Source organism: Streptomyces yongxingensis (assembly GCF_055597465.1).
Map to the genome: position 1 here is coordinate 1,275,514 of NZ_CM145717.1, position 15,769 is coordinate 1,291,282.

13 protein-coding genes and 1 pseudogene are annotated in these 15,769 nt (G+C 72.9%); 8 read left to right on the forward strand and 6 right to left on the reverse strand.

The window, feature by feature from the left end; translation table 11 throughout:
- Positions 1–18 precede the first annotated feature (18 nt).
- The 5 genes from ACZ6TD_RS05340 to ACZ6TD_RS05360 all read right to left on the reverse strand — a co-directional run bounded on the left by ACZ6TD_RS05340 (position 19) and on the right by ACZ6TD_RS05360 (position 5,350).
- The gene (locus ACZ6TD_RS05340) at positions 19–213 is read right to left on the reverse strand and encodes a hypothetical protein (RefSeq protein WP_020866016.1); all 195 of its coding nucleotides are present in this window, start codon (positions 211–213) and stop codon (positions 19–21) included.
- A gap of 164 nt (positions 214–377) precedes the next feature.
- Entirely contained in the window at positions 378–1,898 is a 1,521-nt protein-coding gene (locus tag ACZ6TD_RS05345) for a GMC family oxidoreductase (protein WP_471351215.1), read from the reverse strand.
- Between the two features lie 97 nt (positions 1,899–1,995).
- Positions 1,996–3,147: an acyl-CoA dehydrogenase family protein gene (locus tag ACZ6TD_RS05350; protein ID WP_471351217.1), complete on the reverse strand. Its 1,152-nt coding sequence runs from the start codon at positions 3,145–3,147 to the stop codon at positions 1,996–1,998.
- Complete coding sequence (locus ACZ6TD_RS05355) at positions 3,144–4,349, reverse strand: acyl-CoA dehydrogenase family protein (protein WP_471351218.1); 1,206 nt, start codon at positions 4,347–4,349, stop codon at positions 3,144–3,146. The genes ACZ6TD_RS05350 and ACZ6TD_RS05355 overlap by 4 nt, the downstream gene beginning before the upstream one ends.
- Positions 4,346–5,350, reverse strand: coding sequence for an NADPH:quinone oxidoreductase family protein (locus ACZ6TD_RS05360; protein WP_471351220.1), 1,005 nt, complete (start codon positions 5,348–5,350; stop codon positions 4,346–4,348). Before ACZ6TD_RS05360 ends, ACZ6TD_RS05355 begins: the two co-directional genes overlap by 4 nt.
- A gap of 241 nt (positions 5,351–5,591) precedes the next feature.
- Between ACZ6TD_RS05360 and egtA the strand changes: the two genes are divergently transcribed.
- The 6 genes from egtA (at position 5,592) to ACZ6TD_RS05390 (ending at position 11,724) form a co-directional block, all read left to right on the forward strand.
- Positions 5,592–6,857, forward strand: a complete 1,266-nt coding sequence (gene egtA / locus ACZ6TD_RS05365) for an ergothioneine biosynthesis glutamate--cysteine ligase EgtA (RefSeq protein ID WP_471351221.1) — start codon at positions 5,592–5,594, stop codon at positions 6,855–6,857.
- Complete coding sequence (gene egtB, locus ACZ6TD_RS05370) at positions 6,854–8,182, forward strand: ergothioneine biosynthesis protein EgtB (RefSeq protein ID WP_471351222.1); 1,329 nt, start codon at positions 6,854–6,856, stop codon at positions 8,180–8,182. The genes egtA and egtB overlap by 4 nt, the downstream gene beginning before the upstream one ends.
- A complete protein-coding gene (egtC, locus tag ACZ6TD_RS05375; protein ID WP_471351223.1) occupies positions 8,182–8,937 on the forward strand; it encodes an ergothioneine biosynthesis protein EgtC in 756 nt (251 codons plus the stop codon). The genes egtB and egtC overlap by 1 nt, the downstream gene beginning before the upstream one ends.
- Positions 8,934–9,899, forward strand: a complete 966-nt coding sequence (gene egtD, locus ACZ6TD_RS05380; protein WP_471351224.1) for an L-histidine N(alpha)-methyltransferase — start codon at positions 8,934–8,936, stop codon at positions 9,897–9,899. Before egtC ends, egtD begins: the two co-directional genes overlap by 4 nt.
- Positions 9,900–10,126: 227 nt before the next feature.
- Positions 10,127–10,561 carry a GH85 family endohexosaminidase C-terminal domain-containing protein gene (locus tag ACZ6TD_RS05385; RefSeq protein WP_471358847.1) on the forward strand — a complete coding sequence of 145 codons (435 nt, stop codon included), beginning with the start codon at positions 10,127–10,129 and terminating at the stop codon, positions 10,559–10,561.
- Complete coding sequence (locus ACZ6TD_RS05390; protein WP_471351226.1) at positions 10,501–11,724, forward strand: transglycosylase family protein; 1,224 nt, start codon at positions 10,501–10,503, stop codon at positions 11,722–11,724. Before ACZ6TD_RS05385 ends, ACZ6TD_RS05390 begins: the two co-directional genes overlap by 61 nt.
- 113 nt (positions 11,725–11,837) lie before the next feature.
- Here the strand turns inward: ACZ6TD_RS05390 and ACZ6TD_RS05395 are convergent, their stop codons facing one another.
- Entirely contained in the window at positions 11,838–13,880 is a 2,043-nt protein-coding gene (locus ACZ6TD_RS05395) for an Ig-like domain repeat protein (protein ID WP_471351228.1), read from the reverse strand.
- A gap of 310 nt (positions 13,881–14,190) precedes the next feature.
- On the opposite strand from ACZ6TD_RS05395, the gene ACZ6TD_RS05400 reads away from it, so the two are divergent.
- Together ACZ6TD_RS05400 and ACZ6TD_RS05405 are read left to right on the forward strand one after the other, a co-directional pair.
- Complete coding sequence (locus ACZ6TD_RS05400) at positions 14,191–15,273, forward strand: GDSL-type esterase/lipase family protein (RefSeq protein ID WP_471351229.1); 1,083 nt, start codon at positions 14,191–14,193, stop codon at positions 15,271–15,273.
- A 283-nt stretch (positions 15,274–15,556) separates the two neighbouring features.
- Positions 15,557–15,711 (forward strand): annotated as a pseudogene (locus ACZ6TD_RS05405) (acyl CoA--acetate/3-ketoacid CoA transferase subunit alpha); the annotation flags it as partial.
- Between the last annotated feature and the right edge of the window lie 58 nt (positions 15,712–15,769).

The window sequence follows — 15,769 nt, forward strand, 5'->3', positions numbered from 1 at the left end:
GGTCGCCGCGGGCGTGGATCAGGGACGGACGCTGCTGACCACGTCCGCGGTGGCTGCCAGCCCCTCGGAGATGGTGGGCGCCACGCTGCTGCTCGCCAGGTAGAAGCCCAGCGTCACACAGACCAGCGCATGCGAGATGCGCAGTCCGCCGCTGCGGAGGAACACCACTGTGAGGATCAGAAGCAGCAGCACCACGGAGATGGAAATGGCCATGGGGAGCCTCCTCGGCCACTACGGAGCATCGGAATCCGGCCGTCAGTGTGGCCCAGAATCGCCCCTGTACCGCCGCCACCTGGTGCTCCATACGGGTGCCGATCTGCTGTTCGGTTACTCCCAGGCGGTTGCCCCTCCGTGATGGGCGGGTGCGGGGAGCCCGCTCAGGCGTCGGCGCGGATCAGCTCGGCGGCCATCTCGCCGATCATGACGCAGGCCGCGTTGGTGTTGGCCGAGACGATCGACGGCATGATCGATCCATCGGCGATCCGCAGCCCCTCGACGCCGCGGACGCGCAGCCGGGGGTCCACCACCGATTGCTCGTCCCCGCCCATCCGGCAGGTGCCGACGTGGTGGAAGTAGGTGCCGGTGTTCTCGCGGACGAAGTCGGCCAGTCCGTCCCGGCCGCTCACCCCGGGGCCGGGCAGCAGTTCGCGCGGCTGCCACGCCCCGAACGCGTCGGTGGCGGCCAGCGACCGGGCCAGTTCGACCCCCTGGACCAGGGTGGCGAGGTCCCTTCCGTCGCCGAGATAGCCGGGGTCGATCAGCGGCCGGTCCTCGGGGTCCGCGCCCGAGAGCCGGACCGTGCCCCGGCTGTGGGGCTGCATCGCGGCGGCCGTCAGAGTGAAGCTGTTCGGCGGGAACGGCAGCAGTCTGGGGTGGAACGGAATGTGAAAGAGGAACACCTCGAGGTCGGGGCGGGGCAGCTCGGGGTCGGTCCGGGTGAACAGGGCCGCCTCGGCGGTGGTCAGCGGGGGCGGCGGCAGCGGGGTGCCCGCCTCGTGGACCAGCCCGACCAGGGGGTGGTCCTGGAGATTGGCCCCCACCTCGGGGGCGTCCACCAGCACCGGGACGCCCACTTCGCGCAGATGGCCGGCCGGGCCGATTCCGGAGAGCATCAGCAGCTTGGGCGAGTCCACCGAGCCCGCGCACACGATCACCTCCCGCGCCGCGCGCACCCGCCGTGCCACACCACCGGAGCCCGCGTATTCGACGCCGACGCAGCGGGTGCCCTCGAAGAGCAGCCGGTGTGCCCGGGCCTCGGTGCGGACGGTGAGGTTGGGGCGGTCCATCGCCGGATCGAGGTAGGCGACCGCCGTGCTCTGGCGGCGCCCCTCGTGGATGGTCCACTCATGGCGCCCGGCGCCGTCGCTCTCCGCGCCGTTGAAGTCGTCGTTGCAGGGATGGCCGAGTTCCTTGGCAGCCTCGAGGAAGGCGCTGCTCAGCGGGTTGGGCGTCTCGGCCCGGCTGAGCCGCAGCGGGCCGCCGGTGCCCCGGAAGCGCGGGTCACGGCCCTCGGTGTGCTCGAGGGCGCGGAAGGTCTCCAGCACCGAGGCGGCGTCCCAGCCGGTGCAGCCGTCGGCGGCCCAGGCGTCGAAGGTGCCGAGGTGGCCGCGGACGTAGGTCATCACATTGATGCTGCTGGAGCCGCCGAGCACCTTGCCGCGCGCGGCGGCCTGCGGATGCCCGGCCAGGCCCGGCTGCGGGACGGTGGTGTATCCCCAGTCGTGCTCACCGCCGATGAGGGTGAACCACGCGGTGGGGTCGTGGATCTGCTCGGCCGCGTCGTCCTTTCCGGCCTCCAGCAGCAGCACCCGTACGTCCGGGGCTTCCGTCAGCCGGGCCGCCACCACGGCGCCCGCCGAGCCCGCCCCCACCACGATGTAGTCGAAGTCGCTCATCATGTGCCCCCGTTCCGGCCTCGCCCGACGTGCCGCACAGCCGTTCGGCACTCTAGTGGCGTGATCGCGGAGCGGGGGCGGGTTCGCCGGATCCGGCCGGTCAGCCGGTGGGGGCCGGCAGATCCACCAGCCCGGCGAGCGCCTGCCGGTGGCGGCCGGGGGTGCCCAGCGCGATCTCGTCGCTCTTGGCCCGCTTGAGGTACAGATGCGCCGGGTGCTCCCAGGTCATGCCGATGCCGCCGTGCATCTGGACGCACTCCTCGGCCGCGTGCACCGCCACCTCGGCGCAGTGCGCCTGGGCCACGGCCACCGCGACCGGTGTGTCCGGGCTGTCCGTGGCCAGTGCGTCGGCGGCGTACCGGGCGGTGGCGCGCGCCGAGACCAGCTCCAGCCACAGCGCGGCCATGCGGTGTTTGAGTGCCTGGAACGAGCCGATGGGGCGCCCGAACTGATGGCGCTCCTTGGTGTGGCGGACCGTCTCGGTCAGACACCATTCGGCCACGCCCAGCTGCTCGGAGGCGAGCAGCCCGGCCCCGGTCAGCAGCGCCCGCCCGATGGCCGCCTCGGCCCGGTCGGGCCCGGCCAGCCGGCGGGCCGGGGCGCCGGTGAGGGTCACCGCGGCGAGCGGGCGGGTGAGGTCGAGGGAGGTGAGGGGCTCGACGGTGACGCTGGTCTCGGCGGTCTCCACGGCGTAGAGACCGTAGCCGTCCGCGCCGGTGGCGGGGACGAGCAGCACATCGGCGCCCGCCGCGCCCGCGACACCGGAGACCTGGCCGCTGAGCGTGGTGTCGCCGTCGGCCCGTACGGTCGCGGCAGGCGCGCCGGATCCACCGCCGGGCGCTACGGCCACGGTGGACAGCGGCACCGCGAGGGCGCCGACCGTGCGGCCCTCGGCGAGCGCGCCGAGCAGCCGGGCCACGGCCTCCTGGTCGGTGTCGCAGCGGAGCAGGGCAGCGGCGGCGAGGACGGCGCTGGTGAGGTAGGGCACGGGGGCGACGGCGCGGCCGAGCTCCTCCATCACCACCGCCGCCTCACGCGCGGTGGCGCCCTGGCCGCCGAGCTTGTCCGGCACCAGCAGCCCCGCGGTGCCCATCTCGGCACCCAGCGCGCGCCACAGCGCCACGTCGTACGCCCGGCCGCTCTCGGCCTCGGAGATCACCGTGGCGGGCGGGCAGCGGTCGGTGAGCAGCGACCGTACGGCCGCGCGCAGATCGTCCTCCGCCTCGGAGTAGAGCAGGTCGGCGGTGCTCATCGGGGCAGGTCCTTCCACGGGACGTCCTTGTCGGTCCGCGGCTCGGGCGGCAGGCCCAGGACGCGTTCGGCGATGATGTTGAGCAGCACCTCCGAGGTGCCGCCCTCGATGGAGTTGCCCTTGGCGCGCAGATAGCGGTAGCCGGCCTCGCGGCCGGTGAAGTCCACGAGTTCGGGACGGCGCAGCGTCCAGTCGTCGTAGAGCAGCCCCTCCTCCCCCAGCAGCTCGACCTCGAGCGCGCTGATGTGCTGGTTGAGGCGGGCGAAGGCGAGCTTCATAGCCGAGCCCTCGGGGCCGGGCTGGCCGACCGCGAGCTGCTGGCGCAGCCGCTCGCCCGCGAGCCGGGCCGCCTCGGACTCCACCCACAGCCGCAGCAGCCGCTGGTGGAGGTCGTGGGTGCGCAGTTCGGGCCGCTCGCGCCAGGTGTCGGCGACCAGGCCGATCATGCCGCCCTCGCGGGGGACGCGGCCGCCTCCGATGGCGACCCGCTCGTTCATCAGGGTGGTCTGGGCGACGCGCCAGCCCTCGCCGATCTCGCCGAGCCGCCGGCTGTCGGGGATCCGCACCCCGGTGAGGAAGACCTCGTTGAACTCCGCCTCGCCGGTGATCTGGCGCAGTGGCCGGACCTCGACCCCGGGGTCGGTCATATCGCAGATGAAGTAGCTGATGCCGCGGTGTTTGGGCTGGCCGGGGTCGGTGCGGGCGATGAGGATGGCCCAGCGGGCGAGATGGGCGCTGGAGGTCCAGACCTTCTGTCCGTCGACCACCCAGTCGTCGCCGTCGCGCACCGCCCGGGTGGCCAGCGCCGCGAGGTCGGATCCGGCGCCGGGCTCGCTGAAGAGCTGGCACCACACCTCCTCGCCGGTCCACAGCGGGCGCAGCAGCCGCTGCCGCTGCTCGTCGGTGCCGAAGCCGAGGATGGTGGGGGCGGCCATGCCGAGGCCGATGCCGATGCGGCGGGGGTCGTTGTCAGGTGCCCCCGCGGTCTCCAGCTCGGCGTCGACGACGGCCTGCAGGGAGCGCGGGGCGTCCAGGCCGCCGAGCCCGGCCGGGTAGTGCACCCAGGCGAGCCCGGCGTCGAAGCGGGCGCGCAGGAAGTCCAGGCGGTCGGTGGTGGCGGGCGGATGGGCGTCCAGGAGTTCGCGGACGCGGCGGCGCAGCTCGTCGGCGTCCACGGCGGGGCGGTGCCGGGTGGTGCTCATCGGGCCCCTCCGGCGGCCTGCCCGGGAACGACGACCACGCGGCCGGTGGTCACGCCGTCGGCGACGCGCTGGACGGCGTCGGCCGCGTCCTTCAGCGGTACGCGCTCGCTGACCAGCGGTTTGACGGTGCCCTGTGCGGCGAGCTCGGTCAGCTCCTCGTGGCAGGCGCGGATCGCGGCCGGGTCGTGGGTGTTGTACAGGCCCCAGTGGAGGCCGAGGATGGCGTAGTTCTTGACCAGGGCGTGGTTGAGGGCGGCCTGGGGGACGACGCCGCTGGCGAAGCCGACGACCACGATGCGGCCCTCGAAGGCGACGCATTTGACGGACTTGACGAAGGCGTCGCCGCCGACCGGGTCGTAGACGACGTCCGCGCCCCGTCCGCCGGTGGCCTCCTTGACGGCCGCCACGATGTCGTCGGCGCGCCGGTCGAGGACGAGGTCGCAGCCGAGCTCCCGGGCGACCTGGGCCTTGTCGTCGCCGCCGACGACCCCGATCACGGTGGCCCCGGCCGCCTTGCCGAGCTGGACGGCGGCGCTGCCGACCCCGCCCGCGGCGGCGTGCACCAGGAGCGTCTCGCCGGACTGGAGGCGGGCCCTGCGGTGCAGGCCGAACCAGCCGGTCTGGTAGCCGATGTGCAGCGCCGCGGCCTCGGCGTCGTCCAGGGTGTCGGGCGCGGGCAGCGCGGCCGCCGCCTCCACGGGCACCAGCTCGGCGAAGCCGCCCGCGGGGAGCGTGGGCGTGGCCAGGACGCGGGAGCCGACCACGGCCTCGGCGCCCTCGCCGACGGCGACGACCTCGCCGCACACCTCGACGCCGGGGGTGAACGGCAGGGGCGGCCGCACCTGGTACTGGCCGCGGCACAGCAGGGCGTCGGGGAAGTTGACGTTGACGGCCCGGACCCGCAGCAGCAGCTGTCCCGGTCCCGCCTGGGGGTCCGGCACCTCGTCGAGGCGCATGACCTCACCGGGCTCGCCATTGTCGTGCACTCGCCATGCCTGCATCCGGTGGCCTCCACAAACGGATCGTCGGAACGCGGTACCGCGCCGGATCGAACATACTAACCAGTCGGTACGAGGAGCGGAACCGCCACCACCGTCAGCCATCCTGACCTGCCCGCCCGGCGGCGGATGAACTCTTGTGCAACTCTGGAGGCACCCTTGAGCCCGGCGCGTCGGCAGTTGAGAGTGGACGGCGACATATCGGTTCGTTTCCCGGCGAGCCACTGCCGGAACGGGACGGGAGATGACGACTGTGCCCGACGACAAGGCGATCAGCGAGGCCGAGATGGAGGCCAGGCTGCACGGCATCTGTTTCAAGACCGGGCCGCCGCGCCGCATCGGAGTCGAACTCGAATGGCTCATGTACGACCCGCACGACCCGGCACGACCCATCGAGGCGGCCCGGCTCGAAGCCGCGGTCACCGCCCTGCGCGGACTGCCGCTGCGGTCCGCCGTCACCTTCGAACCCGGCGGTCAGGTGGAGCTCAGCTCCCTCCCGGCCGACTCCCTCACCGCGTGTGTGGAGTCCGCGGCCGCCGATCTGGTCCTCGTACGTTCGGTACTCACCGGCCTCGGCCTCGGTCTCGCCGGCCACGGGCATGACCCCTGGCGCCCGCCGAGACGCTTCCTCGCCACGCCCCGGTACGAGTGCATGGAGACCTACTTCGACCGCCGGGGGCCGGCCGGGCGCTCCATGATGTGCAACACCGCCTCCGTGCAGGTCTGCGTGGACGCCGGGCACGAGGAGCCCGGACCGCTCGGCATGGCACGGCGCTGGCGGCTCGCCCATCTGCTGGGGGCGGTACTCACCGCCGCGTTCGCCAACTCGCCCCTGCGCCAGGGCCGCCCCACGGGCTACCGCTCCACCCGGCAGGCGCTGTGGACGGCGATGGACCCCGGACGCACCCACGCCCCGGCCGACGGCCAGGATCCCCGCACGGCCTGGGCCCACTACGTGCTGGACGCGCCCGTGATGGCCATCCGGGACGAGAAGGCGCCCTGGACGGTGCCGTCCGGGGTGACCTTCCGCCAGTGGGCCCGGACGGGGCTGCCCCGGCCACCCACCCACGGCGACCTCGACTTCCACATCTCCACCCTCTTTCCCCCCGTCCGCCCGCGCGGCCATCTGGAACTGCGCATGATCGACGCGCAGAGCGGTGAGGACGGATGGATCGTCCCCCTCGCCGTCACGGTCGCGCTCTTCGACGATCCCGAGGCTGCTGAAACGGTTTACCGGGTGGTGAAACCCCTCGCCGAGACGGCGGGCGCCCGCCCCGCACCGGACAATCCGCTGTGGCGGGCCGCGGCCCGCCACGGTCTGGCCGACCCCGAGCTGCGCACCGCCGCCGTCAGCTGCTTCACCACGGCGCTGGACGCACTGCCGCGTATCGGCGCCTCCCCCGCCGTCACCGCCGCCGTCGCCGCCTTCACCGACCGCTACGTGGTCCGCGGCCGATGTCCCGCCGACGATCTGCTCGCTCCCCTCACCGGTAAGGAGGGACGGTCATGACCGCCCCCGATTCCGATCTCACCATCGATCCCGAGGCGCTGCGCCGGCGCGCCGAGAAGGCGCTGCGCACCGCGCGCGACCGCACCCACACCCTGACCACCTGCGTGGACGAGCCCGACCTCACCGCCCAGCACTCCCCTTTGATGTCCCCGCTGGTGTGGGATCTGGCGCACATAGGCAACCAGGAGGAGCAGTGGCTGCTGCGCGCGGTCGGCGGACGTGACGCCCTGCGCCCCGAGATCGACTCGATCTACGACGCCTTCGAGCATCCGCGCGCCGAGCGGCCCACCCTGCCGCTGCTGGCGCCCGCCGAGGCCCGCGGTTATGTGCACGAGGTGCGCGGCCGGGTGCTGGACATCCTGGAGCGGATCGAGCTGCGCGGCGCCCCGCTGGTGGACGCGGGCTTCGCCTTCGGCATGATCGCGCAGCATGAGCAGCAGCACGACGAGACGATGCTCATCACCCACCAGCTGCGCCGCGGACCCGCCGCGCTCACCGCCCCGCCGCCGCCCGGCACGGCGGACGGCGCTGCGCTGCCCGAGGAGGTGCTGGTCCCGGCCGGCCCGTTCACCATGGGTACCTCGGCCGAGCCCTGGGCCCTGGACAACGAGCGGCCCGCACACCACCGGCTGGTCCCGGCCTTCCACATCGACACCACCCCGGTGACCAACGGCGCGTACCAGCGGTTCATCGCGGACGGCGGCTACACCGAGCGGCGCTGGTGGACGGCCGACGGCTGGGCGTACATCCAGGAGCACGGCCTCGCCGCCCCGCTGTTCTGGCGGCGCGAGGGCGGGCAGTGGCTGCGCCGGCGGTTCGGGGTGACGGAGCCGGTGCCGCCGGAGGAGCCGGTGGTGCATGTGAGCTGGTACGAGGCGGACGCCTACGCCCGCTGGGCGGGACGGCGGCTGCCGACCGAGGAGGAGTGGGAGAAGGCCGCCCGCCACGACCCGGAGAGCGGCCGGTCCCGGCGTTACCCGTGGGGCGACGAGGACCCCACGCCCGTCCACGCCAACCTGGGCCAGCGCCATCTGCGGCCCGCGGCGGCGGGCAGCTATCCGCTGGGCGCCTCCCCGCTGGGGGTGCGGCAGCTGATCGGCGATGTCTGGGAGTGGACCTCGAGCGACTTCCTGCCCTATCCGGGGTTCCGCGCCTTCCCGTACCGCGAGTACTCGGAAGTGTTCTTCGGCCCGTCGCACAAGGTGCTGCGCGGCGGTTCCTTCGCGGTGGACGAGGTCGCCTGCCGGGGCACGTTCCGCAACTGGGACCTGCCGGTCCGCCGCCAGATCTTCGCCGGCTTCCGCACCGCGCGGGACGCGTCCTGATGTGCCGGCACCTGGCCTACCTCGGGCCGCGGACCTCCATCGGCGAGGTGGTCGTGGCGCCCGCGAACAGCCTGTTCCGGCAGTCGTGGGCGCCGCGGCGGCAGGCGCACGGCACGGTCAACGCCGACGGGTTCGGCGTCGGCTGGTACGCGTCGGGCGACCCGGTGCCCGCGCGCTACCGCCGCGCCGGGCCCATCTGGGGCGATCTGTCGTTCGCCGACCTGGCCCGCGTGGTGCGCACGGAGGCGCTGATGGCCGCCGTAAGGGATGCCACCGAGGCGAGCGCGGACGGTGAGGCGGGCGCCTCGCCGTTCGCCTCCGGGACCTGGCTGTTCAGCCACAACGGGGCGATCCGCGACTGGCCGCACGCGGTCGCGGACCTCGCCGCCGCACTGCCACCGGTGGATCTGCTCGGCCTGGAGGCCCGGTGCGACTCGGCGTTCGTCTGGGCGCTGGTGCTGCACCGGCTGCGGCTGGGCCACGCGCCGCCGGAGGCGCTGGCCGAGGCCGTCGAGCAGCTCGCCGGCGCCTCCCCCGGCTCACGGCTCAATCTGCTGCTCATGGACGGCGAGACCATCGCCGCCACCGCCTGGGGCGACACGCTGTGGTACCTGGCCGACCCGGACCGGGGCGTGGTGGTGGCCTCCGAGCCGTACGACCAGGACCCCGGCTGGACCGAGGTCCCCGACCGCACCCTGCTCACCGCCACCCGCACCGATGTACTGCTCACCGCACTCAAGGAGGCTTCCCGTTGAGCCCCTTCACCGTCACCCGCACCCTGCCCGCCGATGCCACCACGGCCGCGCTGCGCGCCGATGTGGCCGACGGGCTGACCAGCACCCCCAAACAGCTTCCGCCCAAGTGGTTCTACGACGCCCGGGGAAGCGCGCTCTTCGAAGAGATCACCCGGCTGCCCGAGTACTACCCGACCCGCGCCGAGCGGGAGGTCCTCGTCGCCCGCGCGGCGGAGATCGCCGACGCCACCGGGGCCCGCACCCTCATCGAACTGGGCTCCGGCTCCTCCGAGAAGACCCGCCACCTGATCCGGGCACTGCCGGATCTGCACGTCTACGTACCCGTCGACGTGAGCGAGAGCGCCCTGGAACTGGCCGGGGAGGCCCTGCTGGCCGAGCATCCACGGCTGACGGTGCACGCGCTGGTGGCCGACTTCATGAACGGGCTCGCGCTGCCCGACGACACCCCGGGGCCGAGGCTGCTGGCCTTCCTCGGGGGCACCATCGGCAATCTGCTGCCGGCGGAGCGGGCGGCCTTCTTCGCCTCGGTGAGCGAGCTGCTCGCGCCCGGCGACGCGCTGCTGCTCGGCACCGACCTGGTGAAGGACGAGGCCACGCTCGTCTCCGCCTACGACGACGCCCAGGGGGTCACCGCGGCGTTCAACAAGAACGTGCTGACGGTGCTCGACCGCGAGCTGGGCGCCGACTTCGACCCCTCCGACTTCGACCACGTGGCGGTGTGGAACGCCGAGGAGGAGTGGATCGAGATGCGGCTGAGGGCCCGTAAGGAGCTCACCGCGAAGATCCCCGCCATGGATCTCGCGGTCCACTTCACGGCCGGGGAGGAGGTCCGCACCGAGGTGTCCGCCAAGTTCCGGGAGGAGAAGGTGCGGGCCGAACTTGCCGCCGCGGGGATGGATTCGCGGCGCTGGTGGACCGACGCGGAGGGCCGCTTCGCGGTGTCGCTCGCCGTGCGCCGGTAACTCCTCGGCAGAGCACGGCACGCCGCCGCCCGGGACCATCGGTCGCGGGCGGCGGGCACCGGCTGGACCACCGCCACCCTGCGGATCGGCCGACGGCTGCGTGGGGTGCGCCCGGACACCGTTCACGCCCTGGGCGTGCGCCTCACCGCGACGGACGGCGGAACGGCCGCACTGCGGCTGTCCTGGGGCCGCTCCCCGGTGCCGTGCGCCATGACGAACTGCACCAGGTGGCTCCGGACGGGGGCCGCCGTTTCCTCGGAGGGACGTGCCAGACCGCCTTCTACGTCGCCGCCCTCGCACGCCAGGGCGGCGAGGCGGCGACGCGGATCGAAGTCCGGGCCGTGGACGCGTTGTTCACCTCGTCCGAGCCCTCCGCCGCGTCGTTCGCCTGGCAGCCGGGGCGGGCCGGTCACCCTGCGTCCCGCCCGAACCACCGACCGAATTCGTGTGATGCACATCACATAAGCGGGAGAGGGCCGCAGCACAGCGCGCTGTGGCCCTCTTTCCAGGTGAACTCCCTCTTGTTGTGCCCAAATCGGCCCCCTTATCTTTGGCCCGCCCGGCAGCTCGCCGCACCCGGCAGCACGAGAAGGAGCCGTCCATGCCCTTACGGGGACGCCACCGCCGCTACAAGCCCAACCGCATCTCCCGTGCCTCACTGACCGTCACGGCGGGCGGCGCCGGAATCGCCCTTCCACTCGTCGGCGCCGCGGGCGCGTCCGCGGCCTCGGGCGAAACCTGGGACAAGGTGGCCCAGTGCGAGTCCACCGACAACTGGGACATCAACACCGGCAACGGCTTCTACGGCGGGCTGCAGTTCACGCAGAGCACATGGGAGGCGTACGGCGGCACGGCCTACGCGGCACGGGCCGATCTGGCCACCAAGGACCAGCAGATCGCGATCGCGGAGAAGGTGCTCGACGGCCAAGGCCCCGGCGCGTGGCCGGTGTGCTCGGGCAAGGCCGGTCTGACGCGGGACGACGCGGCGCCGCAGAGCGCTCAGAAGGTCGTCAGGACGGCCGCCGCCCCGATCAAGCAGACCCATCGGCCGGAGAAGGCCCAGCAGGCGGCGGCGAGCAAGCCCACGCCCACCAGCCTCCAGGGGCGCGCCTCCACGAAGTCCGGCCGCTATGTGGTCGTCAGCGGTGACTCGCTGTCCCGTATCGCCGACACCCACGACGTCAACGGCGGCTGGGAGGCGCTCTACGAGACCAACCGCGAGACGATCGGCGGCGATCCCGATCTGATCTACCCCGGTCAGAAGCTCTCCCTGAAGGGCGGTAAGGCCACCGCCAAGCCCAAGGCGGAACCCGAGCCCCACCACAAGGCCAAGGCGAAGCCGAAGCCGAAGCCCGCGCCGCACCCGAAGGCCGAGAAGCACACCAGCCGGGAGCGGGCGGCCAAGCCCGTCGTCTCCTCGGGCTTCACCGCCCCCGTCAGCGGCGTCAGCCCGAGCACCGCCTACCGGGCGGCCGGCTCCAGCTGGTCGAGCGGCTACCACACGGGTGTGGATTTCCCCGTGGGCATCGGCACCTCGGTGAAGGCCGTGGGCTCGGGCGATGTGGTCTCGGCGGGGTGGGGCGACGCGTACGGCTATCAGGTGGTCATCCGGCATCCGGACGGCAAGTACAGCCAGTACGCCCATCTCTCGCAGCTCTCGGTGCGGGCCGGGCAGAACGTCAACGGCGGCCAGCAGATCGGCCGTTCCGGCTCGACGGGCAATGCCACCGGGCCGCATCTCCACTTCGAGATCCGCACCGGCCCCGGCTACGGCTCGGACATCAATCCGCTCGCCTATCTGCGGTCACACGGCGTCAGCCTCTGACCCTTGGCCCGGGTCGGTGGACACGCGGGCGTGCCGAACGCCGGGCTGTCCCCCGTACTCGCACTACGGGGGACAGCCCTTTATTTCCGCACGCGTTCACCCGTGGACCAGGGTCACACCGGCGGGATGCACGGCTGCAGGGAGGCCGTCGAGGTGACCGTGGTGCCTCCGACGACCGCGGTCGCCTGGTAGGTGGTGTTGATGATCTGGAACAGGGTGAGGTTCACCGGGAGGGTGGCGGTGCCGGTCGCATCGGTCGTCGCCGTCCCCACGGGCACGCCGCCCACGAGGAACTGCACGGGGATGCCCGCGGTCGGCGGCGTCACCTTGGCCGTCAGAGTGGTCGGGAAGACGGTCGGGTTGGACAGGTTGACCCGCCAGCAGGCGGGGAGGGCCTGTAGCGGTCCCGGCGGCGTGGTCGACCCGGGCTGGACAACGACGGGGAGGGGGACGGACGCCGTGCCGGTGCAGTTGCAGGCGCTACCGGCGGGAGTGGCGGTGACGGTGGCCGTGACCGTCGTGGCCCCGGCGGTCGGGAAGGTGACCGTCGCCGAAGCCAGCCCGGCGGCGTTGGTCGTGCCCGTGCCCAAACTGCCGCTCGGAGTGGTGAAGCTGACCGTGGCCCCGCTCACGGGGACGCCGTTGCACAGCACCAGCGCCTGGAGGGTCGTGGGCTGACCAGCGGTGACCAGACCGGCCGGAGGCAGCAGCACCACCGTGCAGAGTGCCGCGGGCAGCACCACGATGGGGAGCGGGACGGACGCCGTCCCCGTGCAGTTGCAGGCACTGCCCGCGGGAGTGGCGGTGACGGTGGCAGTCGCCGTGGTGGCCCCGGCGGTCGGGAAGGTGACCGTCGCCGAAGCCAACCCGGACGCGTTGGTCGTCCCCGTGCCCAACGTGCCACTCGGGCTCGTGAAGCTGACCGTAGCGCCACTGACCGGGACGCCGTTGCACAGCACCAGCGCCTGGAGGGTCGTGGGCTGACCAGCGGTGACCACACCTGCCGGAGGCAGCAGCACCACCGTACACACCGCCGCGGGCAACACCACGACGGGGAGCGGGACGGACGCCGTCCCCGTGCAGTTGCAGGCGCTACCGGCGGGAGTGGCGGTGACCGTGGCTGTGACCGTGGTGGCCCCGGCGGTCGGGAAGGTGACCGTCGCCGAAGCCAACCCGGACGCGTTGGTCGTCCCCGTGCCCAACGTGCCACTCGGGCTCGTGAAGCTGACCGTGGCCCCGCTCACGGGGACGCCGTTGCACAGCACCAGCGCCTGGAGGGTCGTGGGCTGACCAGCGGTGACCACACCGGCCGGAGGCAGCAGCACCACCGTGCAGACGGCCGCGGGCACCACTACGACAGGGAGGGGCGCGGACGCCGTTCCGGTGCAGTTGCATGCGGTGCCGGCGGGGGTAGCGGTGACGGTGGCCGTGACCGTGGTGGCCCCGGCGGTCGGGAAGGTGACCGTCGCCGAAGCCAACCCGGACGCGTTGGTCGTCCCCGTGCCCAACGTGCCACTCGGAGTGGCGAAGGAGACCGTGGCACCACTGACCGGGACGCCGTTGCACAGCACCAGCGCCTGGAGAGTGGTCGGCTGACCCGCCGTGACCACACCCGCCGGAGGCAGCAGCACCACCGTGCACAGGCTTGTGGTGACCGGGGCGAAGGTGCACGCGGGGCAGGTACCGGCAGCCGCCACGAACGTGGCCGTCACCGACTGCCCCGAGGTGAGCAGCACCCCGAGGTTGACCGGGGTCACGACGCCGTTGACCACGGGCGTCGATACCGTCCCCCCGCCGGGCAGGGTGTACTGGATGGTGCCGTTGATCGAGGTGGCGGCACCGCCGCAGGTGAGGGTCGTGCTGGCCTGCGTGGTCGTGCCCACGGTGGTCAGGGTGGTCGTCAGGGTCCCGGGGGGTGCGGGAGTGACGGTGACCGGGACGACCTCGGTACCGGTGATGGTGGCGCCGCTGGTGTACACCACGGTGATGGTCTGGGGCCCGGATCCCACGGCGGTGAAGGTGACCGGAGGGGTGGTCCCGTCGGCGGCGACGGTCGCGGACTGGGTCTGGCCGTCGTACGTGAAAGTGGCGGTGTTTCCGGCGCTGACCCCGGCAGGGATGGAGGTGACCTGCGCCGTGAACGTGGTACACGCCACGGGTGTGGGGGGAGTGATAGCGACTGGCATGATGCAGCCCCTTCGAGTGAGGGTGGTGGGGCTGCCACTCGCCGCCGGGGTGCCCAAAGGAATGGACCAGAGAACGCGGAAACGTCTCCGTCCTTACCCCGACAGGGAGATGGGCACCCCACAGTCGTCAGTACCAGTACACTCACCGCGCGGGACGATTCACCACACTGGGTACGGAAAATCACCCCTTTGGCCTAGAGGGCACTCGCTGCACGGCCGAGTAGCCCCTGAGCGGCGCGGTTCACCTCACATGTCCGAGGCGGGTGTCAGACTCGCGACCATGCAGACCCGCCCCGCCCGCGCCTCGCTCGACATCCCTCACGACGATCCCCGGCTGCGCTACCGGGGCGCGGTTTCCCTGCAGCGGGACCCCGCGTGGACCGCCCCCTGGCGGCTGCCGCGCGAGGAGGCGGCGCTGTATCTCCCCGAGGGCGGGCTGGGCCGGGCCGCGATGCCGTCCGGGGTGCGCGTGGCGCTGCGCACCGACAGCTCCTCGCTCACCTGCCGCTACCAGGCCGACCCCGCGCCCACGCTGAACGGGCCCGAGGAGCGGGCCCACCTCGATGTGGTGTGCGACGGGCGACGGGCCGACACCGTGAAGCTCGAGACCCACGGCGGGGACGCCGAGTTCCGGTGCGACGGGCTGCCGGGGCGGATGGCGACGGTCGAGCTGTGGCTGCCGTTCTACCATCAGTTCCGGTTGCGCGGACTGTCCGTGGAGGCGGGCGCGGCCGTGGAGGGCGACGCCCCCGGGCCGCGGCCGCGCTGGGTCCACTGCGGCAGCTCCATCTCGCAGGGGCGCGGCGCCGCGTCCCCCAGCCGGACCTGGACCGCCCTGGTGGCCCGGCGGAACGGCTGGGATCTCACCTCACTGGCCGTGGGCAGGTCCAGCTGTCTGGAGCCCATGACGGCGCGGCTGATGCGGGATCTACCGGCCGATCTCCTCACCCTCTGCGTCGGGGTCAACGTCCAGGTGCTCGGCAGCCACAACCGCGACGCGCTGGTCTCGGCGCTCATCGGTTTCGTCCGCACCGTGCGCGAGGGCCACCCCACGACCCCGTTCGCCGTGATGTCCACGATCACGGCACCCGAGCGGGAGGAGGTGCCGGGCCCTTCGGGGCTGACGATGCGCGAGTGCCGGGCGCGCATACGCCGGGCCGTGACCCTGCTGCGCGACCACGGCGACACCCGGCTGCGCTACCTCCACGGCCCCGATGTGTTCGGCCCCGCCTGTGCGCGGCTGATGCTGGAGGCCGAGGGCTCGGACCGGCTGCATCCCGCGGCGGACGGCCATCCGGTCCTCGCCTCGCGCTTCAGCACCCTTCTGCGGCAGGCCGGCTGTGTGCCCCTGTCGAGACCCTGATCGAAGAGGTCTGCGTCCGTCAGTTCCCGCTGGGCCACGCCTCGGTGCCGACGCTGGCCCCGGCGGCCCGTTTCCTGAGAAGGGCGACCGGGGGGGGCTACAGGGGAGAAGGGGCTCAGTCGCACAGGGCCGCCGTCTCGGTCGTAGACGGTGGCGGCCAGGACCAGTTGGCGCTGGTCGGGGCGGAGCAGCTTGCCGCCGAAGAGCGCCCGCTCGAACCGGGTCAGATCGTCCACGGTCGAGATCATGGCTCCGGCGGTCCAGTCGTAGGGGGGCTGAACCGCTCGACTCGATCCCCCTCTAGCCGCGCTTCCGGGTGGCGCGCGAGCGGGGGACATCGAACTGACCGAGCTGGACGAGGCGATGATGATGTGGGGGCTGACCGCCGCCGTACACCGGCTGCCCGCTGACCCGGCTCGTCGGGGTGCGCCATCCGATCGTCCAGACGGGCATGGGGTGGGTGGGACGCCGGGGAGCGGGGTGCGGATCATCGTCG